Genomic DNA, 24209 nt, shown 5'->3' with positions numbered 1-24209 from the left:
CCCACATCCGGGGTTACACCGGGGGCGAGCCCCTGTGACACCCCGCCGTGGCGCCGCCTTCCGGGCGGCGCCACGGCGCTGCGGCATCACCGCGCCATGGCCGCGTCCGGCACGGGGCACGGCACGCTCGCGCCGGTCACGGCCACAGACGCTCGGTGCGCCAGCCATCGGCGGTCCGCCGGTAGCGCAGCCGGATGTGCCGGCGCTGCGCGTCGGCCTGCCAGAACTCCACGCTCATCGGCTTGAGCAGGTACACCGTGTGGTGCTCGGCGACGAGCTCCGGGTCGGCTTCGAGCCGAGCCTGTGCGGCAGCCAGCCCGTCGGCGAGGTCAGCAGGGTCGTGCAGCACGGTGCTCTGGCGTCCGAGCAGGCTCGCGGTGCGCGAGCCGATCGGTCGGGCCAGGAAGTCCTGGGCGCTGACCTCGGGACCGGCGGGCTGCACCGGCCCCCGGACGCGGATCTGGCGGCCCTGCTCCCGCCAGTAGAACCCGAGCGCGGCCTGCGGGTTCACGCCGAGCTGCGCGCCCTTGGCGCTGATCGACTCGGTCGCGAAATAGAGGCCCTCGGCGTCGAGGTCCTTGAGGATCAGCACCCGCAGGTCCGGCAGGCCGTCGGGCCCTGCGGTGGCCAGGGTCATCGCGTGCGGTTCGGACACCCCGGCCGCGACGGCCTCCCGCAGCCACGCTGCCAGCAGGTCGGCGGGGTCCGGCGCGGCGGCGTCCGGGTCGAAGGCGGGCAGGGGCTGGGCGAAGACCGGCAGCCCTCGCAGAAGATCACGCATGGACACGGCGTCATTGTCCCGGATCATGCCCGGCATCCGCGCGGCCAGGTCCTCGACGGGCACGCGGGTCGGGCCCCGGTCAGTACACGTCGCGCAGGTAACGCCGGTCCGCTGCCAGCTGCTTGACGTACGCGCCGGCCGCGGCCGGGTCGAGGCGGCCGTGCAGGGCCACGATCTCCCGCAGCGCCGCGTCGACGTCCTTGGCCATGCGGCCCGCGTCGCCGCACACGTAGAAGTGCGCCCCCTCCTGCAGCCACGCCCACAGCTGCGCGCCGTGCTCGCGCATGCGGTCCTGCACGTACACCTTGCTTCGCTGGTCCCGCGAGAACGCCAGGTCGAGCCGGGTGAGCACGCCGTCGGCGGCGAGTTCGCCGAGTTCGTCGCCGTAGTAGAAGTCGGTGGCCCGGCGCTGCTCGCCGAAGAACAGCCAGTTGGGCCCGCGCGCGCCCGACGCCCGCCGCTGCTGCAGGAACGCCACGAACGGAGCGACGCCGGTACCCGGACCCACCATGATCATTGGAGTGGCCCCGTCGGCGGGCGGCCGGAAATGCGGCGTGCGCTGCAAGAACACCGGCACCGGCGTATCCGCTGCGGCGTCGGCCAGGTACGTCGAGCAGACGCCCTTGCGGGGCTGCCCGCGATGGTTGCCGAAGCGCACCACCGACACGGTGAGGCTGACCCGGCGCGGGTCGAGCAGCGGCGACGAGGAGATCGAGTAGAGCCGGGGCTGCAGCCGCGGCAGCACGGCCGCCCAGTCCTCCGCCGCGGCCCGCACGGCGTGCTCGGCCACCACGTCGACGGCCTGGCGGTCCCACGTCCACTTGGCCAGCTCGCCCTTGTTGTCGGGGCGCAGCAGGGTCTTCAGGTGCGCGTCGTTGGTGCGCTCGGCGACGAAGCGCAGCAGGCCCGGCGTGACCCGGGTGATGTCGAGCCGCCGGTGCAGCGCCTCCGCCAGCGGCACCGGCCCGCCGACGTCGACGACCTGGTCCGGGTGCAGGCCGGTGACGGCCAGCCATTCGCTGACCAGGTCGGCGCAGTTGACCGGCCAGATCCCCAGGGCGTCTCCGGCCTCGTAGTCCAGCGTGCCCGCGCTCGTGTCGAAGGTGAACCGGCGCACCTCCTTGGCCGAGCCGGCCAGGCTGAGCAGCCGGTTGCCGGTCAGCGCCGCCGTCAGCGGCCGGGCCTTGGTCGGCTGGGCGTCCAGGACCCCCACCGCCGATGCCCCGGCGCGCGCGTCCGGCCTGGTCGCAGCCACCACGCCCACCGGGCCGTCCGCCGCCGTGATCGATCCGGACGCACCGGACCATCCTGATCCGGGCCGCGCCTGCCGCGTGACGGCTCGGCGGATGGCCACCGGCACCAGGGCCACGAGGTCTGAGGTCGGTGAAGCGACTAGGTCGGACACCGGTTTCCGGCCGGACGGGGCGGCGGCCGCGCCGTCCCCGGGCACCGTCCGGCCGGGGACGGACGCCGTGCCCAGCCCGGACGCGGCCTCGGCGGTCAGCGCGGCGACGACCTGGTCCAGCCAGGCCAGCGCCACGTCGTCGTAGTCGGGTTCGCAGTCGACCCGCTCGGCGAGGCGTACCCCGCCCAGCTCGCCCAGGCGGGTGTCGAGGCGGCGGCCGTGGCCGCAGAAGTCGGCGTAGGACGAGTCGCCGAACGCCAGCACGGCGTAGCGGCGGCCGTCGAACCGGGGCGCGTCGGGCCCGTCCAGGAAGTCCCAGAACCCGGCCCCGTTGTCCGGGGCGTCGCCGTCGCCGAACGTACTCGTGATCACCAGCAGCGGCGCGTGGCCGGATGACAGGTCGGGCGCCGGGCCGTCCATGCAACGGAGCCGGGCCTGCCAGCCCACCTCCGCCAGCCGCCGGGCGGCGGTGGCCGCGAACTCCTCGGCGTTGCCGGTCTGCGACGCCCACAGCACCTGCACGACCCGCGCGTCCGCCTCGGCCGGATGAGCCTGGCCGCCCGGGTCCGGCAGCGCACCGGGCACCGGAGTGCGGGAGAACCTGCCGGCCAGGAAACCGTTGACCCACAGCGCCTGGTCCGGATCGAACGGGGCGTCGCCGGGCAGGCACGGCACGGTCGCCGGCGCGGGTGGCGCGGCGGTCACCCCGGAGAGGAATCCGGCCAGGTAGCGCCGCTGCGCCGGGCTGAACACGGGCGGGGCCAGGTCATCGGCCGCCAGCAGTGCCTGGGCGCCGACGTCGGGCAGCGGGAGCAGATCGGCGTCCGGCGCGCCGTGCCTCGGTTGCCACTGCGCCGTCGTCGGGGCGGAATCGGCAGGTGCGGCCACCTTCGTCAGGGCGACGGCGCAGACCTTCAGCTCCGGCTGGAACGAGATCGGGTCGACGGCGTCGCTGGTGACGGCGTTGACGCTCAGGTACTCGCCGTACAGGTCGTTCCAGTGGAACGGCGCGAAGCAGCTGCCGGGCAGCACCCGCTCGGTGACCACGGCCGGGAGCACGGCCCGGCCCCGGCGGGACGCGACCTCGACCAGGTCCCCGTCCTGCACGCCGAGGTCCGCTGCGTCCGCCGGGTGGAGCTCGACGAAGGGCGCGGGGTTGAGCCTGCCGAGCTTGGCGACCTTGCCGGTCTTGGTCATCGTGTGCCACTGGTGCTGCAACCGGCCGGTGTTGAGCACGAACGGGTAGTCGTCGTCGGGCAGCTCCGCGGCGGGCAGGTGCGGGCGCGGATGGAACACCGCCCGGCCGCTCGCGGTCGGGAACGTCAATCGCGGCCGGTCTGCCTCGGCTGGCTGGTCATCGAGGTAGCGCACCGGGTTGCGGGCGGGTCCGTCCGGAGCGGCAGGCCACTGCACGGGCGTCTGCCGGAGCCTTTCGTAGCTGACGCCGCGCAGGTCGTACCCGGTCTGCGGGTTGGCGAACCCGCGCAGCTCGGCGAACACCTCCTCGGCGCTGGCGTAGTCGAACGCCTCGCCGTAGCCCATCTCCGCGGCGACCCGGGCGATGAGCTGCCAGTCCGGCAGCGCCTGGCCCGGCGGCGGCACCGCCGCGGACACCAGGGTCAGGCTGCGCTCCGAATTGATCATGATGCCGTCGGTCTCGGACCAGGTCGCCGCGGGCAGCACCACGTCGGCGTACGCGTTGGTCTCGGTCTCGGCGTACGCGTCCTGGGTGATGACGAGCTCGGCCGCCTCCAGGCCCGCGATGACCGTGCGCCGGTTGCCGACCGAAGCGACCGGGTTGGTGCACATGATCCAGCACGCCTTGATCTGACCGTCGGCCATCCGCGAGAACATCTCCACGGTGCCCTTGCCGACCTCGGTGCGCAGCGTGCCGCCCGGCAGGCCCCACGCCTGCTCGGTGAACTCCCGGTCGGCCGGGACCAGCACCGAGCGCTGCCCCGGCAGGCCGGGGCCCATGTAGCCCATCTCCCGGCCGCCCATCGCGTTCGGCTGGCCGGTGAGCGAGAACGGCCCGCTGCCGGGGCGGCAGATCGCGCCGGTCGCCAGGTGCAGGTTGCACAGGGCGTTGGTGTTCCAGGTGCCGTGGGTGCTCTGGTTGAGCCCCATCGTCCAGCAGCTCATCCAGTTGCCTGCCGCGCCGATCAGCGCCGCGGCGGCCCGCACGTCGGCCTCCGGGATACCGGTGATCCGGGCGACCTCGGCGGGCGGGTAGTCGGCCAGGAACCCCGGCATCGCCGCCCAGCCCTCGGTGTTGTCCGCGATGAACTGCTCGTCGAGGTCGCCCGCCTCGACCAGCAGGTGCAGCAGCCCGTTGAGCAGTGCCAGGTCGGCGCCCGGTTTGATCTGCAGGAACAGGTCGGCCTTGTCGGCCGTGGCGGTGCGCCGCGGGTCGACCACGATCAGCTTCGCGCCGGCCTTGACCCGGTCCATCATCCGCAGGAACAGGATCGGGTGGCAGTCGGCCATGTTCGAGCCGATGACGAAGAACAGGTCGGCGTGGTCGAAGTCGTCGTAGGAGCCGGGCGGCCCGTCCGCGCCCAGCGACAGCTTGTATCCGCTGCCCGCGCTGGCCATGCACAGCCGGGAGTTCGACTCGATCTGGTTGGTGCCGATGAACCCCTTGGCCAGCTTGTTCGCCAGGTACTGCGCCTCCAGCGTCAGCTGGCCCGACACGTACAGCGCGACCGCGTCCGGGCCGTGCTCGTCGATGATCCGGCGCAGCCCCGACGCCGTACGGGTGATCGCCTCGTCCACGCCGGTGTCCACCGGCTCGGCCCCGCGCGCCGGCCGGACCCGCGCCGCCGCCAGCCGGCCCGGCGCAGCGAGCATCTCGGCGCTGGTGGCGCCCTTGGTGCACAGCCGGCCGCGGTTGGCCGGATGGTCGCGGTCACCGGAGACCTTCAGCACGCGGCGGCTGCCGCCGGGGTCCTGCCCGATGTGCAGGATCATCCCGCAGCCCACGCCGCAGTACGAACACACTGTCCTGACCTGGGACGTCCCAGCACGGTCAGCGGACGCCATGCCTGTTCCTCCACTGTCGGCGAAGGCACCCGGGCGACGCCCCGTGATGCCTCCCGACGGTAGGAACCCGCCGTTACCGAGGCGTCACACCACCCGCCCCTGGACATTACGCGCGCCACACATCGGCAACCAGCCATGTGTGAGTCACGGTCGGGCATGTGACGCCAGAGGCATCGCACAAACGGTGTGCTCCCGCAGTCCGCCCGATCCGGACGAACGCGCTCGCATCGCCCTACACCGATTGACAAAGTTTATCGTCAAAACTAATGTTCATTGATCATCAGCGGTGTCCGCGGCAGCCCGGCCGCGCACCGTTTCCAGGTCGCGCCCACGACTAAGGAGCATCATGACGGGTCAATCGAGCACGATACGAAAGCGACGATGGCGGGCAGGCCTTGCCGCGGTGGCGAGCGCCGCCCTGGTGACCGGCCTTGGCATGGTCGCGGCCGCGAGCGCCTACGCGGCAGCGGGATGCCGCGTCGCCTACTCCGCCCCGAGCCAGTGGCCGGGCGGCTTCACCGCCAACGTCGACGTCACCAACCTCGGTGACCCGATCAACGGCTGGACCCTGGTCTGGACGTTCCCGTCCGGGCAGCGGGTGACCCAGGCGTGGAGTGCCAACGTCACCTCCTCCGGCAGCCAGGTCACCGCGACCAACGTCGGCTACAACGGCGCGATCGCGACCAACGGCACCGTCTCGTTCGGCTTCAACGGGTCCTGGTCGGGCACGAACACCGCCCCGACCTCGTTCACGCTCAACGGCGTCGCCTGCACCGGCAGCGTCGGCGGCAGCACGCCGCCGCCGTCGAGCCCGAGCCCGTCGCGCAGCACCTCCCCGTCGGCGTCGCCCTCGGCGTCGCCGTCGCCGTCGCCGTCCGGGCCGCCGGCCGGCAACGCGATGGCCGCGGTCGCCGCCATGCAGCCCGGCTGGAACCTCGGCAACTCCTTCGACGCCACCGGCGCCGACGAGACCTCGTGGGGCAACCCGCGCGTCACCGAGGCGCTGCTCGACACCGTCAAGGCGCAGGGCTTCAAGAGCATCCGCATCCCGGTGACCTGGGGCCAGCACCACGGCGCCGCGCCGAGCTACACCATCGACGCCGCGTGGCTCAGCCGCGTCAAGGAGGTGGTCGACTGGGCGCTGGCCGACGGCTTCTACGTGATGATCAATATCCATCACGACTCGTGGCAGTGGATCGCCAACATGCCCGGTGACCGAGTCAATGTGCTCAACCGGTACAACGCGCTCTGGACGCAGCTGGCCGCCGCGTTCCGCAACCACTCGGCCAAGCTCACCTTCGAGAGCGTCAACGAGCCGCAGTTCACCGGCAGCTCCGGCGACGCCCAGAACGCGCAGCTGCTGCACGAGCTCAACACGTCGTTCCGCCAGATCGTGCGCCAGTCGGGTGGCAACAACGCGACCCGCCTGCTGGTCCTGCCGACCCTGCACACCTCGGCCGACCAGGCCCGGATCGACGAGCTGGTGAGCACGTTCACGCAGCTGGACGACCCCAACCTCATCGCCACGGTGCACTTCTACGGCTACTGGCCGTTCAGCGTGAACGTCGCCGGCGGCACCCGGTTCGACGCGACCACCCAGGCCGACCTGGTCGGGCAGTTCGACCGGGTCTACAACGCGTTCGTCGCCCGGAACATCCCCGTGATCATCGGCGAGTACGGCCTGCTCGGCTTCGACCGGCACACCGGCACCATCCAGCAGGGCGAGAAGCTGAAGTTCTTCGAGTATCTCGGCTACTACGCCCGTGCCAAGCAGCTCACCACCATGCTGTGGGACAACGGCCAGCACCTGGGCCGCACCTCCCTGGCGTGGAGCGACCCCGAGCTGTTCGCGCAGCTCAAGTCGAGCTGGACGACCCGCTCCGGCACCGCGTACGCCGACCAGGTGTACGTGCCCAAGGCGAGTGCGATCACCGCCAAGACGCTCGCCCTGAACCTCAACGGCACCACCTTCCAGGGCCTGCGCCAGGGCAGCACCGACCTGGTCAACGGCAGCGACTACACGGTCTCCGGCAGCACGCTGACGCTCACCGCCGCCGCGCTGACCCGCCTGACCGGCAGCCGGGCGTACGGCGTCAACGCGACCCTGCACGCCAGGTTCTCCCAGGGTGTGCCGTGGCGGATCGACATCGTCACCTACGACACCCCGATCGTGTCCAACGCGACGGGGACCGCGGCGTCGTTCGCCGTGCCGACCCAGTTCCGCGGCGACCAGCTCGCCACCATGGAGGCCAAGTACGCCGACGGCGCCTTCGCCGGCCCGCACAACTGGACCTCGTTCAAGGAGTTCGACGTGGCGTTCGCGCCGAACTACGCGGGCGGCACGATCACGCTGAAGCCCGAGTTCTTCGCGGAGGTCAACGCCGGCTCCCGGGTGACGCTCACGTTCCACTTCTGGAGCGGCGCGACGGTCACCTACTACGTCACCAAGGCGACCAGCGGTTCGGTCACCGGCACCACCAGCTGAGAACCGTGCTTGCCCGAACGGCCGGTGGTGTGACGCCACCGGCCGTTCACAGTTTCATTGCCCTTGAAACATTCGCATGTGACGATGACTGCACCGTCGAGGGGAGAGACCGCGCCATGCGAAAGACCTTGCGAACAGCTGGGCTCGTAGCGGCAGTACTGGCACTGACAGTGAGCGCCGGTTCGGCCTGGGCACATGACCCGAACAGCGCCGAAGGCCGCGAGGAAGCGCGGCGCATCATGCAGGACTACGAGGCGCCCGTACGCGCCGAGGCCGCCGCGCTCGCCGCGACCCCGTGCGTCGGCGGCTTCGCCGGCACCTACCCCTGCAGCAACGTCGACCTGCTCAGCGTGCTCCCGCTGGGCTCGATCGGCGGTGGCAACGGCAACAGCATGTGGGGCTGGACCGACAGCACCACCGGCAAGGAGTACATCATCTTCGGCCGGAGCACCGGCGCGTCCTTCATCGACGTCACCGTGCCCACCGCCCCGGTCTACCTCGGCAACCTGCCGTCCTACAACGGCACGTCGAGCTCCTGGCGCGACATCAAGGTGTACGCCAACCACGCCTACATCGGCGCGGACTCGATCAGCTCGCACGGCATGCAGGTCTTCGACCTCACCCGGCTGCGCACCGTGACCACCCCGCAGACGTTCGCCGCCGACGCCCGCTACACCGGCTTCGGCAACTCGCACACCCTCGCCGTCAACGAGCAGACCGGTTTCATCTACGCCGTGGGCACCAACACGTGCAGCGGCGGCGTGCACATGGTCAACGTGCAGAACCCGAAGGTCCCCGTCAACGCGGGCTGCGTCAGCAACGACGGCTACGTGCACGAGAACCAGTGCGTCGTCTACCACGGGCCGGACACGACCTACACGAACCACGAGATCTGCTTCAACTACAACGTGGACACGCTGACCATCGTGGACGTGACCAACAAGGCCGCGCCGGTGCAGCTGTCGCGTACCGGGTACGTCGGCGTCGGCTACACCCACCAGGGCTGGCTGACCGGCGACCACGCCCGGCTGCTGATGGACGACGAGACCGACTCGGACCTGCCCGGCACGAAGACGTTCATCTGGAACGTGTCCGACCTCAACGCGCCGGTCAACACCGGGGTGCACGTGTCGCCGACCATCCAGGCCACCGACCACAACCTGTACATCATCGGCACCAAGGCCTACCAGGCCAGCTACCGTGCCGGGCTGCGCATCCTGGACATCACCGGGATCGCCTCGAACGCGCTGAGCGAGATCGCCTACTTCGACATCTACCCGGCGTCGAACAACACCGGCTTCAACGGGGCCTGGAACGTGTACCCGTTCTTCGCCAGCGGCACCATCGCCATCAGCGGCATCGAGCAGGGCCTGGTGCTGGTCAAGCACAACCCGGGCGCGCCCGTCACCACGGTGTGGAGCGACACCTTCGAGACCGCCACCGGCTGGACCGTCAACCCCTCCGGCACCGACACCGCCACCCTGGGCGTCTGGGAGCGCGGCGACCCCGCGGCCACCACCTCCAGCGGCGCCAAGCAGCTCGGCACCACCGTCAGCGGCGTCAACGACCTGGTCACCGGCCGCCTGGCCGGCGCGGCGGCAGGCGACTACGACGTGGACGGCGGCGTCACCAGCGTGCGCTCGCCGTCGATCACCCTGCCCGGCAGCGGCGTCCTGAAGCTCAACCTGTCCTGGTACCTGGCCCACGGCAGCAACGCCTCCAGCGCCGACTACTTCCGGGTCTCGGTCGTGCACTCCGGCGGCACCACGCAGCTGTTCAACCAGGCCGGTGCGGCGTCCAACCGCAACGGCGCATGGACGGCCGGCAGCTGGGACCTGTCCGCGTACGCCGGCCAGTCCGTCCAGATCCTCGTCCAGGCCGCCGACACGTCCACCGCCAGCCTCCTCGAAGCCGGCGTCGACGACGTCACCATCACCCGCCAGTAAGAAAGGAAGGGCACCTTCACATCGCCATGCGTTGTAGAAGGTGCCCTTCCTAACGCTCCATGGGAGGGGACCTGCGTGTCTGTCGGCAAGTGGCGACGTTTCCTGCCGTACCTGGTGCTGGTCACCGCCGGTGCGATCACCATCGGATATGTGCTGGACGAGCTGCCCGCCAGCCCGTCCGGCGCGGCCCCCGCGGCCTCGCCGTCACCGACCCCGTTCATGCACAGCGACGGGCTGTCCGACAGCCACGACGGCTACCTCATCCAGCCCGTCACGCTGCCCGCCAAGCGCGGCAAGGCGATCCCGGTCGCCTTCCGCATCCTGGGCCCCGACGGGCTGCCGCTGCGCTCCTACGAGACGATCCAGACCAAGCAACTACACCTCTACCTGGTACGCGACGACGCCAGCGGCTACCGGCACCTGCACCCCGAACTCGTCGACGACACCTGGGCCACGAAGGTCGACGTCACCGACGGCGGCGCGTACCGCTTCTACGCCGAGTTCGTCCCCCGCGGCAAGGACGCCCTCGGCCACCCGACGGTGCTCGGCCTGCCCTTCCTCATCACCGGTGACACCAGGCTCGCCCCGCTGCCCGCGCCCGCCCCGACCGTGACCACCGACGGTTTCACCCTGACCAGGCTCGACGGGGTAACCCACCTGCGCGCCGGACGGGGCGAGCTGCTGCGCTTCCGGGTCTCCTCGGCAGCCGGACCGCCCGTCCTCGAACCCCACCTCGGCGCGATGGCGCACCTGTCGGCCTTCGAGGTGCGCACCCTGGGACTGACCCACGCGCACGCCGCCGCCGACGCCCCCGACGCGACACTGGCTTTCCACGTCGAGTTCGCCAACCGCGGCGAGCAGCGCCTCTACCTGGAGTTCAAGGTGGCCGGCCAGGTACACCGCGCATCGTTCACCGTCTTCGTCACCTGACCGGCGTCCGGCTCCGGCCCGCGGGGCACGTCAGGCGGGATCGACCGTGGCGGTGGTGTCGAAGGGCAGGCGCGGCGTGTGTCCGGGCAGCGGGTGGTCGGGGTCGGCCACGCCGAGCCGCAGCACGATGTACGCGTAGCCGAGGTTCGACAGGAGCCGGCGCATCATCGCGCGGGTGCCGTCGATCTCGATGACCTGGCTGTACGGCAGCACCGCCAGCCCCTGACCGGTGGCGTGCAGCCACACCGCCGACAGTGCCTGCCCGGCGCGCAGCCAGGCGGCACGGTCGTCGTCGGAGCCGAACAGCACCACGTAGGTCGAGGACTTGTCGTGGCCCCCGCCGACGGCGAGCGCGCCGCGGGCGCCGAAGTCGCGCTCGCCGACGTCGGTCTCCGGACGCCGGTCGGGCAGCACCTCCGGTGGCAGCCCGGCGCCGGCGGGCCGCTCCGGGCCGGTCCAGCGTGCGGTCTCGGCCTGCCAGGCCGGTTCGGCCGCCGCGGCCTCCTCGGCGCGCGAGACGGCCACGGCGAGCTCGCTGACCTGGTCGGGCGTGAGTTTGTGCAGGTGCACGTCGAGCTCGCCCGCGATGCGGCGCAGTTCGTCGACCTGCTCGGCGGTGACCGGGGTGTCGACGGTCGGGCGGCGGTCGGTGTGCCGCAGTTGCAGGGCCTGCACCAGGCGTACGGCCTCCGCGGTCACCGGCTCGTCCCCGCTGATCACGAGGGTGGCCAGGTGGTCCGGCTGCGCCGGGTCCGGCAGCGGGCGGGTCTGCGCGGTGTGGCCCTGCGCCCGCAGCGCCACCTGTGCGTGGTGCAGTGCTGCCCCGCAGCTGACGAGCATCATCCGATCGTCGGGATCGATGCCGGGCAGCGCCCGGGACGTGTCGGCGTAGAGGTCGAGGCGGTCGGGGTGGACCTGCCAGTGCCAGGGCTGGGTGTTGTGGATCGAGGGAGCGCGCCCGGCCGCCTCGGCCGCCTGGGCGTACGCGGCCGCGGCGGGCCGGTGGTGTTCCTCGGCGGTGGAGCTCATGGCGGCTGCCTCCAGAAGGTGCCCGTTGCGCCCGCGGCCGCGGCCGGACACCGACGCGCGATCCCGGCCGGGCGCTGCGGCCCTGCTCCTCTACGAATACTCGCCCTGACCCGCCACGTGCAGGAGGTTCGCGTTATCGGCGAGCGGAGGAACGTGAGAGCCCCGCCGCACGGTCTCCAGGACACGTACAGCGAGGCAACCTCAGTCTATGCGGATCAGGGCACATTCTGACCCGCCAACATCGCTTTCGGCGTACCGGAATGCGGCCGGTCTTCCTGAACGCCGACTCAGCCGCGGCAGCACCCGTCGGTGCAGTCGCTGTCCTGCTCGGCGCCGCCGGTCCGCGGCACGGGGGCGCAGCAGGCGTCGCCCCGCCAGGCGTCGCGCCCCTCCTTGACCGCGACCGCGGCGATGGCCAGGGCGGCGATCGGGTCCGCCCACCACCAGCCGAACAGGCTGTTCGCGGCGAGCCCGAGCAGCAGCACCGCCGACAGGTACGTGCACAGCAGCGTCTGCTTCGAGTCCGCGACCGCGCTCCGGGAACCCAGTTCCCTTCCTGCGAGTCGCTGGGCGTAGGACAGACCAGGCATGATCGCCAGCGACGCGGCGGCCAGCACCATGCCGACCGTCGAGTGGTCCGGGCGGTGCCCGGAGAGCAGTGCCTGCGCGGCCTCGAAGCTGACGTAGGCGGCCAGGGCGAAGAACGACACCGCGACGACCCGCAGCGCGGCCCGCTCCCGGCGCTCGTGGTCGGCGGCGGAGAACTGCCAGGCCACCGCCGCGGCGGAGGACACCTCGATGATCGAGTCGAGGCCGAACCCGATGAGCGCGGTCGAACCGGCGGCCCGCCCGGCGGTGATCGCGACGACCGCTTCGACGACGTTGTACGTGATGGTCGCCGCGACCAGCAACCGGATCCGGCGTACCAGCAGCGGCCGGCGCGCGGGCGCCGCCGCGATCGCCGGCCGGTCGCTCATCAGCAGCAGTCTTCGGTCACCGCGGCCGCGCAGGCGGTCGGGTCGACGGCCAGCACCACGCCGAGCAGGTCGCCGAGAGCGTGCGCGAGGCGCGGGTCGGACAACTCGTAACGCGAGCGGCGCCCTTCGGGCACGGCGACGACCAGGCCGCAGCCGCGCAGGCAGGCGAGATGGTTGGACATGTTCTGCCGGCTGACCTGTAGCAGGTCGGCCAGCTCCGCCGGGTATGCCGGGCCGTCGCGCAGGGCGAGCAGCAGGCGGGCGCGGGTCGGGTCGGACAGTGCGTGCCCGAAGCGGGCCAGCACCTGCCCGTAGGTCGGCGGCGAGGCGATCACGTCCACGACCGGATAGTACACCAAACGCTGAACAAACGCGGGTCAGCGGCGGTGGACCTGCCCGTGCGCGGACTCGCAGTGCTCGTCGACGCTCTCCCGCACCTGGTGATCCACCTGCAACGTGGTGTGGGTGATGCCGTGCGACGCCGCCAGCAACCGCTCCAGCGCCCGCCGCACCAGGTGGCAGTCGGCGGGCTCGTCGACCAGCACATGCGCCGACAGCGCCGCCTGCCCGGAGTCGATCGTCCACACGTGCAGGTCGTGCACCTCGACGACACCCTCGGCGGCGAGCATGTCCACTCCGATCACCTCGGGACGCACCCCGGCGGGCGCGGCGTTGAGCAGCACCCGGGCGGACTCGCGCAGCAGGCCCCACCCGCCCCTGACCATCAGTGCGACCACGACCAGCGTGGCGACCGCGTCGGCGCGTGCCCAGCCGGTCAGCAGCACCACCAGGCCCGCGGCCGTCGCCGCGACCGAGGCGAACATGTCCATCAGCACGTGCTGGTACGCGCCCTGGATGTTGAGACTGGTCCGGTTGGCCTTGCCGATCGCCCACGCCGCCAGCACGTTGACGGCCAGGCCGAGCAGCCCGGTGACGACGACCATCCACCCGGTGACCGCGGTCGGCTCGGCCAGCCGGGCGATCGCCTCGTAGCCGAGCCAGCCCGCCAGCAGCAGCAGGCTCAGCCCGTTGGCCGCGGCGGACAGGATCTCCGCCCGCGCGAGTCCGAACGTGTAGCGCCCGCCTGCCGGCCGGGCCGCGAACCGCATGGCGACCAGCGCGAGCACGATCGCGGCGGCGTCGGTGAGCATGTGGGCTGCGTCGGAGATGAGGGCCAGCGACTGCGCGAGCACGCCGACGACGACCTCGACCGCCATGAACGCCGCGATGACCGACAGCGCGATCGCCAGCCAGCGCCGGTCGGCGTCGCGGCTCACCCCATGGGAGTGCCCGTCATGGCTGTGCCCGTGGCCGTGCCCGTCGTGGTCATGGTCGTCATGGTCGTCATGCATCGTCGTCCACCTCGTGCCCGGAATGCTGACATCGTGCGCCCCAGCAGGGGAAAGAGCCGCCCCGACGCGCGCAGCACGCCGACAGTACAGCGAACCATGAATTCATTGCAACATGAACATGGGAACGGATGTCATCGCCTGACACCACGGTACGCAACCGTGGGACCGCACTCTGTCGGCCCGCGGACGCGCCCTCCCATCTGTCGCCACGGATGTCTATGGTTGCCGCCATGGACGACCTCCTCGCCGCCCGCCGCCCCCTCTTCGACGCCCGGATCAGCCTCGCCACCGCCGTGCACGCGCAACCCGGCGTGTACGCGCTGCTGCTCGGCTCCGGCACGTCCACCGCAGTCGGCGTGCCCACCGGCTGGGGTGTCGTGACAGCACTGGTCGCGAAGGTCGCCGCGGCCGCCGGCGAGGCCATGCCCACCGACGCCGACATCGAGCAGTGGTGGACCAAACACGGCGACGGCGCACCGCTGGGCTACTCCGCCCTGCTGGAATCGCTGGCCAGCACCCCCGCCGCCCGCCGGGCGCTACTGGCGTCGTTCTTCGAACCCACCGCCGAGGAACGCCAGCAGGGCATAAAGGTCCCCGGCACGGCCCACCGCGCCATCGCGGCCCTCGTCGCCCGCGGCGCGGTACGCGTCATCGTGACCACCAACTTCGACCGGCTCATCGAGCAGGCGCTCGAAGCCGAGGGCATCTTCCCGCAGGTCATCGCCAGCCCCGGCGCGATCGAGGGCATGGAGCCGCTCCCCCACGCCCGCTGCACCGTCATCAAGCTGCACGGCGACTACGCCCGCACCGACCAGCTCAACACCGTCGAGGAGCTGCGCGCCTACAGCGCACCGTGGCAGCGGCTGCTCGAACGCGTCCTCGACGAGTACGGCCTGATCGTCAACGGCTGGTCCGGCGACTGGGACCACGGCCTGGTCGCCGCCCTCGAAGGCACCCGGTCCCGGCGCTACCCGCTGTTCTGGGCGTCGCGCGGCGAACTCGGCCAGATCGCCAAACGTCTCGTCGCGCAGCACCGCGCCCACGTCATCACCGGGGCCGCCGCCGAGCAGTTCTTCCCCGACCTCGTCAACCGGCTCGAAGCCCTCGACGACCTCGCCGACCCGCCGCTGACCAAGGCCATGGCGGTGGCCCGGCTCAAGCGGCTGCTGCCCGACCCGGTCCGGCACATCGAGGTCGCCGACCTGTTCGACACCGAGATCCGGCGGCTGCGCGACTACCTGCGCACCATGCCCCCGGCGCCCCCGGCGCAGGACCCGGCCACCCTCCAGCGGGTCCACGACGACGTGCGCGCCCGCTGCGACACCCTGATGCGGCTGCTCGCCCACGGCGTCTACCTCGACCGCGACCGCCAGCACACCGCCCTGTGGGTACGCGTCATCGAGCAGCTCATGCGCGCCCGCCGCCGCACGGAAGGCGAACCGGACCCGCGCTGGACCAACCTCCAGCACTACCCGGCGCTGCTCGCGCTGAAGACGGCCAGCCTGGCTGCGGTCGCGTCCTACCACGACGACGTGCTGCTGCGGCTGCTGCGCCGCCCCACCTGGCGCATCCGCGCCGGCAACGGCCACCGGCCGGTCGCCGCGATGGACGCGCTGCACGACTGCCGGGTGCTCGACTTCGACACCGTCAACGCGTTCCCCCGCTGGCAGGGCGTCACCTGGCAGTACCCGCAGAGCCGGCTGCTGCGCGAGGACACCCTGCCGGTGCTGCTGCCGCTGGTCGGCGACGAGGACTCGTTCCTGCAGCTCTACCACCGCACCGAGTACCGCACCGCGCTGGCGCAGTCGCTGTTCGGGGTCGGCGACGGTCTGGGGCCCGCGCCGGGCGGCTTCGCCGTGGACTCGCAGTGGGCGGCCGACGGGACGCTGTACTGGGAGACCGACTTCCGGGAGAACGCCGACCGCGACATCTGGGAGCGCACGCCGCTGGGCCGCCGTGACGGCGAGGCGTACGGCCGCCGGCTCAGTGTGCTGGCCGAGCAGCTCAGGCAGGCTGCTTCGGAGACGGCGGCCTGACGGTCACCTCGCGGCCGTCGGCGTGCGCGGCGGTGAGGCGGAACTCGCCCAGCTCGTCCACCTGGAAGGTCACCCCGATCTGGGGGACCCCGGCAGGGGCCCGGTCCAGCACCAGTTCGTAGGAACCCAATGACCGGGCCTCGGCGACCGCCGTGCCGGTGCCGTGGAACACGTGCACCTGGATGGCGGGCTGGCCGTCGTCCGCGGTGGTGAACCACTCGGTCCGGGTGCACGGCACCCGCGTTCCGGCGTCGAGGAGCGGCACGAACACCCCGCCGCGGACCTCGATGCCGACCGCGCTCGCGATCGCGCCGCCCCGGAGCGGGACCGTGTGTCCGCTGCCCACGGAAGCGGCGGGCGGCGCGACTATGCCGGCCGCGACGTGCAGGCGGCGCAGGAGGTCCGCACCGGGCGGGCCGCCGCCGGTGACGTCGTCGCACTCGGTCGCTTCGAGCCACGGCGTCCCGGCCGCCAGCACGGCCAGGACGGGGCGGCCGAGCCGCCGCGCGTGGTCCAGTTCGCGGGCGACCCAACCGTCATGCTCCGCGGCGGGCGTCATCACCGCGATCACGGCGGAGCAGCCGTCGAGCTGCGCCCGCGTATAGGTGGACCACCAGCCGTCCGACATCGGCTGCGTGTCGTAAACGGTGGGCAGCCCGGCGGCGATGAGGTGGGCGGCCAGCCGCTGGGCATACGCCGCATCGCGTTCACGACTGAAACTGATGAATACCGGACCACTCATGGCCGCATGGTAATCGGATCGCGCCTCGGCACCGGACACGTCCCGAGGCGCGATGGGCTGACCGGATCAGTCCAGGGTGGACTCGCCGCCCGGGTAGGCGAAGGAGGCACGAGGGGCGTAGAAGCCCCAGGTGATCTCGAGCGGGTTCGCCGGGCGCAGCGCGTACACCGAATGGGTGTTGTCCAGGAACTCCAGCTTCTCGACCTCGAAGTCGGCGACCGGCTCGGAGATGAACGGGTAGTTGCCCGCGACGAACTTCCCGTCGACCTCGGTGAGATAGCGCAGCTGGCCGCGGGCGGTCTCGCCGAGTTTGTGGCCGACCCGCACCGTGGTGCGGATGACCGGCACGCCGTCGGAGGTCGTGGTCGCGGTCAGCTTCTTGCCGTGGATCTCGATGGTGGTGGTGCCCACGCTCGCCGGCACGCCGCGGGCGGAGGCGTAGTCGCGCACCACGGCGCTGGAGTTGAAGTAGTGGGTCCACCAGCGGCCGGGGGTGACGCCGTCGGGCGCGTACGCGTCCTCCAGGTCGGGGCCGATGTAGGTCAGCGAGTAGGCGCCGAAACCGGAGGTCTGTTCCGGAGCGTCGACGACGTACTGATTCATGAAGACCTGGCGGTTGGCCATGGGCTTCAGGCCCGCCGGGACCAGCGCCGCGACCGCGTCGGGGTCGGCGGGCACCCAGCCGAAGTAGAGCATCCGGCTGTTGACGACGAGCTGAGGGGCTTCGAGCTTGGGCATCGAGATCTCTCCTGGACGTTGCTGTGTGTAGCCAGAAAGCTACGAGCGGCTCGCCCCGCCGGGCAATCGAATATCGACTACTGTCGACATCCTGATAACCCGGTGTTGACCTGCGTCACAGGCGGCGCGGTGGGTCCCCTCGACCCCCGGCCCACGGACATGATCTCCTTGGGCGTCGACACCGGGAGGGCTCCGTCATGCTTCAGCGCTATGACCAGCGCAACGCCGACCTGAAGTACTGGGTCAACGGCGTGCTGCGCCACCGCGACGAGCCGGGGATCTCCCCGTTCGACTCCGTCGTGCAGGGCGGCGACGCGGTCTGGGAGGGCCTGCGCCTCTACCAGGGCCGAGTCTTCGCCCTCGACGCTCACCTGGCCCGGCTGCGCCGCTCGGCGGCCGCGCTCGGCTTCGCCGACGTGCCCTCCGACGACGAGATCACCGCCGCGCTGACCGAGACGCTGCGGGCCAACGAGATGACCGACGGCGTGCACGTGCGGCTCACCCTGACCCGCGGCGTGAAGGTCACCAGCGGCATGGACCCGCGGCTCAACCAGTCCGGCTGCACGCTGATCGTGCTCGCCGAGCACAAGGCCCCGGTGTACGACACCGGCGGCCTGAAGCTGGCCACCTCCAGCGTGCGCCGGCCCGGCCCGGACGTGCTCGACCCGAAGATCCACCACAACAACCTGATCAACTCGATCCTGGCGAAGATGGAGGCCACCCTCGCCGGGGCCGACGACGCGCTGATGCTCGACGGGCGCGGCTTCGTCGCCGAGACCAACGCCACCCACCTGTTCGCGGTGGTACGCGGGCAGCTGGCCACCCCGCGCACGGTCGCCTGCCCCGAGGGCGTCACCCGGGAGACCGTGCTCGCCCTGGCCGCCGACGCGGACATCGCCGTCGAGGTGCGCGACATCTCGCTCGCCGAGATGTACTCCGCGGACGAGGTGTTCTGCACCGGCACCATGGGCGAGATCGCGGGCGTGACGCTGATCGACGGGCGGACCATCGGCGACGGCGGGATCGGCCCGGTCACCAGGCGGATCGCGGACGTCTACCTCGCGCACGCGCGCACGTCGGGCACCCAGGTCATCTGAGCAGGGCAGGCGGCGGCCTGCGGGTCAGACCGCCGCGGCCGTCAGCCGGTGCGCGTGCAGTTCGTCGTAGTAGGGCTGGGCCAGTTCGACCAGGTGACGCAGCCGGTTCGGCACCTGCGCCGGGGACGGGTCGTACGCGGCGAAGCCGGTCGACGACTCCACATTGGCGTACCAGTGGGGCGCCCACACCCCGTCGGTGTCGCGCGGGCCGGCGGGCCAGTTCAGCATCGCCGGGTCCCAGCCGATGCCCAGCGCCGCGCACAGTTTCGCCAGCACCCCGGCCGGGTCCCGGAGCAGGTCGGCGGCGTCGACCACGGGGCCGCCGTACGCACGGAAGATCTCGGCCTGCTGGGTGAAGCCGAGGTCGGCGAGGGTCGGCTCGCCGCGGACCTTCGCGTACGACGCCACCACGTGCGCCGGGTCGCGGATGAGGTACGCGTTGGCCAGCTCGCCCAGCCACTGCCGGCCGATGTCGGGCAGCAGGTGGTGGGTCATGTGCTTCTGGTAGTGCACGTCGACGCCGGGCGGCAGCGGTCCGGTGAGCGCCGCGGCGACGTCCTGCCAGCGCCGCGGCTGGCTCGCCAGGATCTCGGCGCGGCCCGGGTGGTCCAGGCCGGTGACGTCGAGGTAGTGCGCGTACAGCGGCTCGTCCACGACCAGCGTGTGCGCCCGCGCGCCGAAACTGCGCATGAGCGCCGTCGACACGTTGCGCGGCCCCGACCACATCGCCACCCGAGTCACCATCTCGCGCCTCCTCGCTCCGTGACGCAGCGTACCCACGAAAGATCGCTAGCGGGTGGGCGACACCACGCCGGACAGGACACCCGAACCGGTGAAGAGCGTGCCCATTCATGATCTCATTCATCAATCCACACATTTAAGCGGGTTACGGTCGGCGTCCACCATCTGGCGCAGCGTGACGGGTCACCGCCCGCACCTGCGCCACGGTTTCCGTCGAGAGAGGCGTCACCGTGCGACGATCACGAATCGGCACCCGGCCCATCCTGCTGCTGGCCGCTGCTTTGGCCCTGACCTTCGCGCCACCGGCGGTGATGGCGGCGGCGGACCCGCCCCCGCTGGCACCGGGCACATTGGTCAAATCAGTGCAGAACGTCACCGATCCCGGGTCCAACCCCGCCGACCACGGCGACGTCGTCAACTGGGTGATGTCCTACGACGACCCGGGCGCGGGCGGCTCGGTGACGGTCACCGACCCGATCGGCTCCGGCCAGGCGCTGGTCCCCGGCTCGCTCAAGGTCCCGCCGGACTGGGTCAGGTCCTGGTCCACGGACGGCACGACGTTCTCGACCACCGAGCCGGGGTCCGGCACGGTCGCGGTCCGCGCCACCAACCCCGACCTGCAGCCCGGCGGCACCAGCCTGACCCGGCTGCTGCTGCCGCCGGTGCAGCCCACCACCACCGCGACCGGCGGCGACGGGTTCACCCCGGTGCTCTACCGGTCAGCCAACGGCGCGATCGAGTCGTGGAACGTCTACCACCACCTCGTGACCGCCGCTCCCAAGGTGGTCTGCATCAACCTGCTCACCGCCCAGCCCTGCGCGGGCGGCCCCTGGCCGCGGCCGCTCAACAGCACCCCCGGTCCGCTCGGCGCCGGCAGCACCGGCGACCTGGGCAGCCCGATGGCCCCGAAGTTCGTCTTCGACCCGCAGCGGCCGGGCGTCGTCTACTTCCCCGCCCACACCGCCGCCGCCCTCGGCGTGGCCTGCCTCGACCTGGACGCCCGCGCCAACTGCGGCTTCTTCCCGCTCACCCCGACCGGCGGCTCCCCGTCGGCCAGCAACAACATCGCCGGACTGGAGTACACCAACGGCAACCTGTACGCCGCGTCCACCAACGGATCGGTGCTCTGCCTGACGATGTCCACCCGGACGCCGTGCGCCGGGCAGCCGTACACCGGGATCGTCGCGCCGCACAGCGACACCGCGCCCAACACCAACATGCAGTTCTACGGCTCCACCACCCTCGCCGACGGGAAGATCTTCATCTCCTCCTCGCCGACCAGCGGGGCGAAGCTCGCCTGCTTCGACCCGGCCACCAACAGCGCCTGCACCGGCTGGGCCGCCCCGAAGGCCGCCGGTCCGGCGGGCCTGATCACCTACGGGGTGTTCACCACGTACACCACCACCGGTGACGAGGAGGGCGTCTGCGTTCCTCCGGCGGGCGGCGTCTACCAGCTGCACTGCTACACGATCGCGGGCGCCTCCCTGACCCCGCCCGCGTTCCCGGCGCTGCCCAACGGGACGCTGACCTTCAACCCGAAGGTCATCACCGGCCCCGACGGGCACCTGCGCAGCTACTTCCCGTTCTGGGGCGGGCCGATCCTCGGCGCGACCGGCTGCTGGGACTGGAACACCGGCGCGGCCTGCGCCGGCATGGCCTTCCCGAAGACCCACCCGGGCGTCGGCGGCAGCGGCGCCACCCGCGACTACGGCTACGACTACGACGAGGCCGGCGAGTGCCTGCTCGGGCTCGGCGACGCGGGTCTGCTGTTCTCCATGGACCCGATCACCGGCGCGTCGCCCTGCTTCCGGGCTGGGGCGTCGCTGACCCTGACCACGCCCGACTTCTACTGCGACGGGGCCTCCGGGCACATCACCGGATACCAGGACGCGCGCCTGGTCGACATCGACATCGCCAACATCGACCTGGCCAACTCCGCCGCGACCATCAGCAAGCCGGACAATACGGTGATCGCGACCCTGCCGTTCGCCGCCGACGGCAGCGTCGACCTGTCCGGCATCTCGCCGAGCACCCATCCGGCCCTGGTCATCGAGGCCAGCCTGCGGCTGCTCAACGTCGACGACTTCGGCGGCGGCAACGAGCCGCACCTGGTCGCCGGCTTCGACGGCGACCCGCCGCAGATCTGCTTCCAGACCAAGCTGAGCAGCGACTGCGGCGTGTACTCCGTGTCCAACACGGCCACCGGCACCGACGCCGGCGGAGCGCTGACCTCCAACACCGTGCAGCAGCCCATCAACCCCGGTGCGGCCTGCCAGCCGAACATCGCCGTCAACAAGGAGATCTGCAAGGACACCCGGGCCTCGCGGTGCGGGCCGGGCGGTGTCGGACCGTGGGGCAAGTCCAGCCCGGCCGGGCTGCTCGGGGTCCTCGGCACGGCGTACTGGCGGATCACGGTGACCAACACCGGTCCGGTCGACGCGGTGGGGGTGACCGTGAACGACTCGGTCGCGCCGGGCTGCGTCACGGCGGGAGGCACGTTCACACTGGCCGCCGGGGCGAGCAAGCAGATCCACTGCTCGACGTTCCTGCTGCTGCTGCCGCTGGTCAACACGGCCAGCGTCAACTACAGCGCGGCCGGCGCGCCGCAGGGCACCCCGCCGACCACATCGGGCACGTCGTCGGCGACGGCCTGCTCGCTGCTGTGCATCCTCGGGTCTCCGGACCGGGCACAGGAACTGCGCGCCCGGTGATCAGGCTGCTCTCCGCCGGCTGTCCCCCGACGGAGAGCAGCGCCAACACGAGGTAGTCGCGGCACCCACCCGGGTGCCGCGACTCATTTGTGGCGCGGATCACATCTGCCATGGCCGCCGGGCCAGGGTGCCCCCATCGGCAGATCGCCCCGCAAGGGCCCTGTGGCCACCGAGAAACGTCCAATGGATCGCACTCGTACTCCCCTGAACGGAGTGACCATGTCGAGGGCAGAGGCGACCTGTGGACATAATCCACGGTGGAGCGGAGGGGGTCGTCGAAGGCCCGCACTGTGACTACGGTGGCCCGCATGCCAACTCTGATATCGCCCACCACCAGCCTGTACGCCGCTTTCCAGGACTGCCGCGACGACTGGGGACCCGGTCTGCACGAGGACGGCTTCGGCATCGGCCCCGGAGACGACCTCGACTCCCCTGACGGCTTCGCCGACTGGGTGCGCAGGCGGGTGTGGCTCGACCACGGCGCCGGGGACCCCTGCCCCGGCGAGCGGCACGCCTCCTGCCGCTGGATCGTCGAGGACGGCCAGGTGCTCGGGGGCATCACGCTGCGGCACCTGCCGAACGACGACCTCGGCCAGATCGGCTACGGCGTACGCCCCTCGGCACGCCGCCGCGGCCTGGCGAGCTGGGCCCTGGGCGAGATGCTCCGCGAGGCCCGCACCGTCCTCGGCCTGAACCGCGTGCTCATCCCCTGTCTGGAGGACAACATCGCCTCGGCCCGCACCATCGAGAGCCAGGGCGGGGTGCTCCAGGGCATCCTCGACACCGGACACGTCCGGGTCCGGCGCTACTGGATCGACCTCGCCCGGTGCCGTTCCGGGTGCGCCGCCCGGCGTGCGGCCGGCCCGGCCGGCGGCACGGCCTGGATCGCCTCGTACGCCGCGCGGGCGGCGAGCAGCGCGGCCAGATGGTCCCGGCTCCAGGCACGGGCGGCGTCGACCAGGGTCAGCAGGGTGCGCCCGAGCGGGGTCAGCTCGTACTCGACCCGGGGCGGGTTCTCGTCGTAGGCGGTGCGGGTGACCAGGCCGTCGCGTTCCATCGCGCGCAAAGTCTGGGTGAGCACCTTCGCGGTGATCGCCCGCAGCGGCGCCCGCAGCTCGGTGAACCTGCGCCGGCCGCCTTCGAGGCAGAGCACCACCATCGCGGTCCACTTGTCGCCGATCTGGACCGGCAGCGCACTCGACGGGCAGACGGGGTCGAACATCTCCGGGTCCAGCGGCTCGGCCATGAGCCGCAACGCTATCCCGGTATCGTTGAAGTAACCAGTATCTCGTGGATACCGTCTTCCTCCAGTGCGGACGGACAGGCGGAGGAGATACGGGATGAGCAGGATCGTGGTGTTCGGGGCGGGCGGCCGGGCGGGCCGGGCGGTCACGGCCGAGGCACGCGCACGCGGGCATCAGGTCACCGCCGTGGTCCGCGATCCGGGCAGGCACCCGGGACTCAGTGCCGAGGGCGTGTCGGTGGTGGCGGGGGACGTCACGGCCGCCGCGCCGATGGCCGACCTGGTGCGCGGCCATGACGCCGTGGTGCACGCGGTGAGCCCGTTCAGCGGCCCGGAGCAGGGGTTCGCCTCGCTCGATCCGGACTTCTTCGGCAAGGCTGCCGACGCGCTGACCTCCGGGCTCACCGCGGCGGGCGTGGCACGGCTGGTGGTCGTCGGGCTGTTCGCGAACCTGCGTGACGCCGACGGCCGTCTGATCATGGACGACCCCGCGGCGTTCCCCGCCGAGATCCGCCCGTTCGCGGTCGCGCACACGGTCGGGCTGGAGCGGCTGCGGGCGTACGCCGGCGGGGTCGACTGGCTCATGGTCACGCCGCCCGCGGCGCTGCACGGCGACGGCCCGCGGACCGGGCGCTACCAGGTCGGCGGCGAGATCGCGCCGCCCGCGACGGCACGGCTGTCCTATGCCGACCTGGCCGTCGCGATCATCGATGAGATCGAGTCCGCCCGGCACCACCGCAGGCGCGTCTCCGTCTTCGGGTGACGCGCCCCGCAGCCGCCGTTCACTCGTTCCAGGCGGCGCCCCAGAAGGCGGTGACGTCCTTGAGGGCGGCACCGTAGCGGATCTGCCCGGACTGATCCCAGGCGCAGCTGCGGGCGTGGACGACGGCCGGCGGCCGGTCGGTGTACCCGAACACGACGACATGCTGGGTGATGTCCGACGCCGGGCACGTC

At 71.8% G+C, this 24209-nt stretch carries 19 protein-coding genes and 1 pseudogene; 9 read left to right on the top strand and 11 right to left on the bottom strand.

Translation table 11 applies throughout. The features are described from left to right. Window positions 1–136: 136 nt before the first annotated feature. A complete protein-coding gene (locus F6W97_RS17505) occupies window positions 137–808 on the bottom strand; it encodes a pyridoxine/pyridoxamine 5'-phosphate oxidase (RefSeq protein ID WP_230686761.1) in 672 nt (223 codons plus the stop codon). 52 nt (window positions 809–860) lie between these two features. After that, entirely contained in the window at window positions 861–5156 is a 4296-nt protein-coding gene (locus F6W97_RS17500; RefSeq protein WP_230686760.1) for a molybdopterin-dependent oxidoreductase, read from the bottom strand. Between the two features lie 475 nt (window positions 5157–5631). Here F6W97_RS17500 and F6W97_RS17495 point away from each other — a divergent pair, with 475 nt between their 5' ends. The 3 genes from F6W97_RS17495 (at window position 5632) to F6W97_RS17485 (ending at window position 10589) form a co-directional block, all read left to right on the top strand. Beyond that, a complete protein-coding gene (locus tag F6W97_RS17495; RefSeq protein ID WP_407924583.1) occupies window positions 5632–7713 on the top strand; it encodes a cellulase family glycosylhydrolase in 2082 nt (693 codons plus the stop codon). A 116-nt stretch (window positions 7714–7829) separates the two neighbouring features. After that, window positions 7830–9659, top strand: coding sequence for a choice-of-anchor B family protein (locus tag F6W97_RS17490; protein WP_155371418.1), 1830 nt, complete (start codon window positions 7830–7832; stop codon window positions 9657–9659). 75 nt (window positions 9660–9734) lie between these two features. Further along, window positions 9735–10589, top strand: a complete 855-nt coding sequence (locus F6W97_RS17485) for a hypothetical protein (RefSeq protein WP_230686759.1) — start codon at window positions 9735–9737, stop codon at window positions 10587–10589. A 30-nt stretch (window positions 10590–10619) separates the two neighbouring features. Here the strand turns inward: F6W97_RS17485 and F6W97_RS17480 are convergent, their stop codons facing one another. The 4 genes from F6W97_RS17480 to F6W97_RS17465 all read right to left on the bottom strand — a co-directional run bounded on the left by F6W97_RS17480 (window position 10620) and on the right by F6W97_RS17465 (window position 13947). Further along, on the bottom strand, window positions 10620–11618 hold the full coding sequence (locus F6W97_RS17480) for an Acg family FMN-binding oxidoreductase (protein WP_155371417.1): 999 nt from the start codon (window positions 11616–11618) through the stop codon (window positions 10620–10622). Window positions 11619–11905: 287 nt separating this feature from the next. Then, window positions 11906–12595 (bottom strand): cation efflux transmembrane domain-containing protein, encoded by a 690-nt coding sequence (locus F6W97_RS17475; protein ID WP_155371416.1) that lies wholly within the window; start codon window positions 12593–12595, stop codon window positions 11906–11908. Next, on the bottom strand, window positions 12595–12930 hold the full coding sequence (locus F6W97_RS17470) for an ArsR/SmtB family transcription factor (protein ID WP_407924585.1): 336 nt from the start codon (window positions 12928–12930) through the stop codon (window positions 12595–12597). The genes F6W97_RS17475 and F6W97_RS17470 overlap by 1 nt, the downstream gene beginning before the upstream one ends. 42 nt (window positions 12931–12972) lie before the next feature. Then, a complete protein-coding gene (locus tag F6W97_RS17465) occupies window positions 12973–13947 on the bottom strand; it encodes a cation diffusion facilitator family transporter (protein WP_155371415.1) in 975 nt (324 codons plus the stop codon). 230 nt (window positions 13948–14177) lie between these two features. On the opposite strand from F6W97_RS17465, the gene F6W97_RS17460 reads away from it, so the two are divergent. Then, entirely contained in the window at window positions 14178–15983 is a 1806-nt protein-coding gene (locus tag F6W97_RS17460; RefSeq protein ID WP_196279196.1) for an SIR2 family protein, read from the top strand. On the opposite strand, the gene F6W97_RS17455 is transcribed toward F6W97_RS17460, so the two are convergent. Together F6W97_RS17455 and F6W97_RS17450 are read right to left on the bottom strand one after the other, a co-directional pair. Beyond that, on the bottom strand, window positions 15952–16725 hold the full coding sequence (locus F6W97_RS17455; protein ID WP_155371413.1) for a toll/interleukin-1 receptor domain-containing protein: 774 nt from the start codon (window positions 16723–16725) through the stop codon (window positions 15952–15954). The genes F6W97_RS17460 and F6W97_RS17455 overlap by 32 nt on opposite strands. Before the next feature lie 66 nt (window positions 16726–16791). Next, window positions 16792–17463 (bottom strand): acetoacetate decarboxylase family protein, encoded by a 672-nt coding sequence (locus tag F6W97_RS17450; protein ID WP_230686758.1) that lies wholly within the window; start codon window positions 17461–17463, stop codon window positions 16792–16794. 197 nt (window positions 17464–17660) lie between these two features. Between F6W97_RS17450 and F6W97_RS17445 the strand changes: the two genes are divergently transcribed. Continuing rightward, complete coding sequence (locus F6W97_RS17445) at window positions 17661–18560, top strand: aminotransferase class IV (RefSeq protein WP_155371411.1); 900 nt, start codon at window positions 17661–17663, stop codon at window positions 18558–18560. A gap of 24 nt (window positions 18561–18584) precedes the next feature. Here the strand turns inward: F6W97_RS17445 and F6W97_RS17440 are convergent, their stop codons facing one another. Beyond that, entirely contained in the window at window positions 18585–19304 is a 720-nt protein-coding gene (locus tag F6W97_RS17440) for a sulfotransferase-like domain-containing protein (protein ID WP_155371410.1), read from the bottom strand. A gap of 227 nt (window positions 19305–19531) precedes the next feature. Between F6W97_RS17440 and F6W97_RS17435 the strand changes: the two genes are divergently transcribed. Both F6W97_RS17435 and F6W97_RS40760 read left to right on the top strand, forming a co-directional pair. Then, window positions 19532–22012, top strand: a complete 2481-nt coding sequence (locus F6W97_RS17435) for a DUF11 domain-containing protein (RefSeq protein WP_230686757.1) — start codon at window positions 19532–19534, stop codon at window positions 22010–22012. A 308-nt stretch (window positions 22013–22320) separates the two neighbouring features. Beyond that, a pseudogene (locus tag F6W97_RS40760) lies at window positions 22321–22758 on the top strand (GNAT family N-acetyltransferase); the annotation flags it as partial. A gap of 59 nt (window positions 22759–22817) precedes the next feature. Here F6W97_RS40760 and F6W97_RS40755 read toward each other — a convergent pair. Next, window positions 22818–23165, bottom strand: a complete 348-nt coding sequence (locus tag F6W97_RS40755; RefSeq protein ID WP_230686768.1) for a winged helix-turn-helix transcriptional regulator — start codon at window positions 23163–23165, stop codon at window positions 22818–22820. Here F6W97_RS40755 and F6W97_RS40750 point away from each other — a divergent pair. Together F6W97_RS40750 and F6W97_RS17420 are read left to right on the top strand one after the other, a co-directional pair. Then, complete coding sequence (locus tag F6W97_RS40750; RefSeq protein WP_230686770.1) at window positions 23047–23292, top strand: hypothetical protein; 246 nt, start codon at window positions 23047–23049, stop codon at window positions 23290–23292. The genes F6W97_RS40755 and F6W97_RS40750 overlap by 119 nt on opposite strands. A 60-nt stretch (window positions 23293–23352) precedes the next feature. Further along, window positions 23353–24018, top strand: coding sequence for an NAD(P)-dependent oxidoreductase (locus F6W97_RS17420; protein WP_155371408.1), 666 nt, complete (start codon window positions 23353–23355; stop codon window positions 24016–24018). A gap of 19 nt (window positions 24019–24037) precedes the next feature. Here F6W97_RS17420 and F6W97_RS41270 read toward each other — a convergent pair whose 3' ends face one another. Next, a complete protein-coding gene (locus tag F6W97_RS41270) occupies window positions 24038–24172 on the bottom strand; it encodes a hypothetical protein (protein WP_269059698.1) in 135 nt (44 codons plus the stop codon). Between the last annotated feature and the right edge of the window lie 37 nt (window positions 24173–24209).

The sequence above is a fragment of the Catellatospora vulcania genome (genome assembly GCF_009720385.1).
Taxonomy (GTDB): domain Bacteria; phylum Actinomycetota; class Actinomycetes; order Mycobacteriales; family Micromonosporaceae; genus Catellatospora; species Catellatospora vulcania.
This window is presented reverse-complemented; position numbering and strand designations above follow the sequence as displayed.

Coding starts and splice junctions, on each gene's coding strand:
- F6W97_RS17475 (WP_155371416.1), bottom strand. CDS start 12,595: ATGAGCGACCGGCCGGCGATCGCGGCGGCGCCCGCGCGCCGGCCGCTG.
- F6W97_RS17465 (WP_155371415.1), bottom strand. CDS start 13,947: ATGCATGACGACCATGACGACCATGACCACGACGGGCACGGCCACGGG.
- F6W97_RS17460 (WP_196279196.1), top strand. CDS start 14,178: ATGGACGACCTCCTCGCCGCCCGCCGCCCCCTCTTCGACGCCCGGATC.
- F6W97_RS17440 (WP_155371410.1), bottom strand. CDS start 19,304: ATGGTGACTCGGGTGGCGATGTGGTCGGGGCCGCGCAACGTGTCGACG.
- F6W97_RS17505 (WP_230686761.1), bottom strand. CDS start 808: ATGATCCGGGACAATGACGCCGTGTCCATGCGTGATCTTCTGCGAGGG.
- F6W97_RS17450 (WP_230686758.1), bottom strand. CDS start 17,463: ATGCCCAAGCTCGAAGCCCCTCAGCTCGTCGTCAACAGCCGGATGCTC.
- F6W97_RS17480 (WP_155371417.1), bottom strand. CDS start 11,618: ATGAGCTCCACCGCCGAGGAACACCACCGGCCCGCCGCGGCCGCGTAC.
- F6W97_RS17490 (WP_155371418.1), top strand. CDS start 7,830: ATGCGAAAGACCTTGCGAACAGCTGGGCTCGTAGCGGCAGTACTGGCA.
- F6W97_RS17500 (WP_230686760.1), bottom strand. CDS start 5,156: ATGATCCTGCACATCGGGCAGGACCCCGGCGGCAGCCGCCGCGTGCTG.
- F6W97_RS17420 (WP_155371408.1), top strand. CDS start 23,353: ATGAGCAGGATCGTGGTGTTCGGGGCGGGCGGCCGGGCGGGCCGGGCG.
- F6W97_RS17455 (WP_155371413.1), bottom strand. CDS start 16,725: ATGAGTGGTCCGGTATTCATCAGTTTCAGTCGTGAACGCGATGCGGCG.
- F6W97_RS17445 (WP_155371411.1), top strand. CDS start 17,661: ATGCTTCAGCGCTATGACCAGCGCAACGCCGACCTGAAGTACTGGGTC.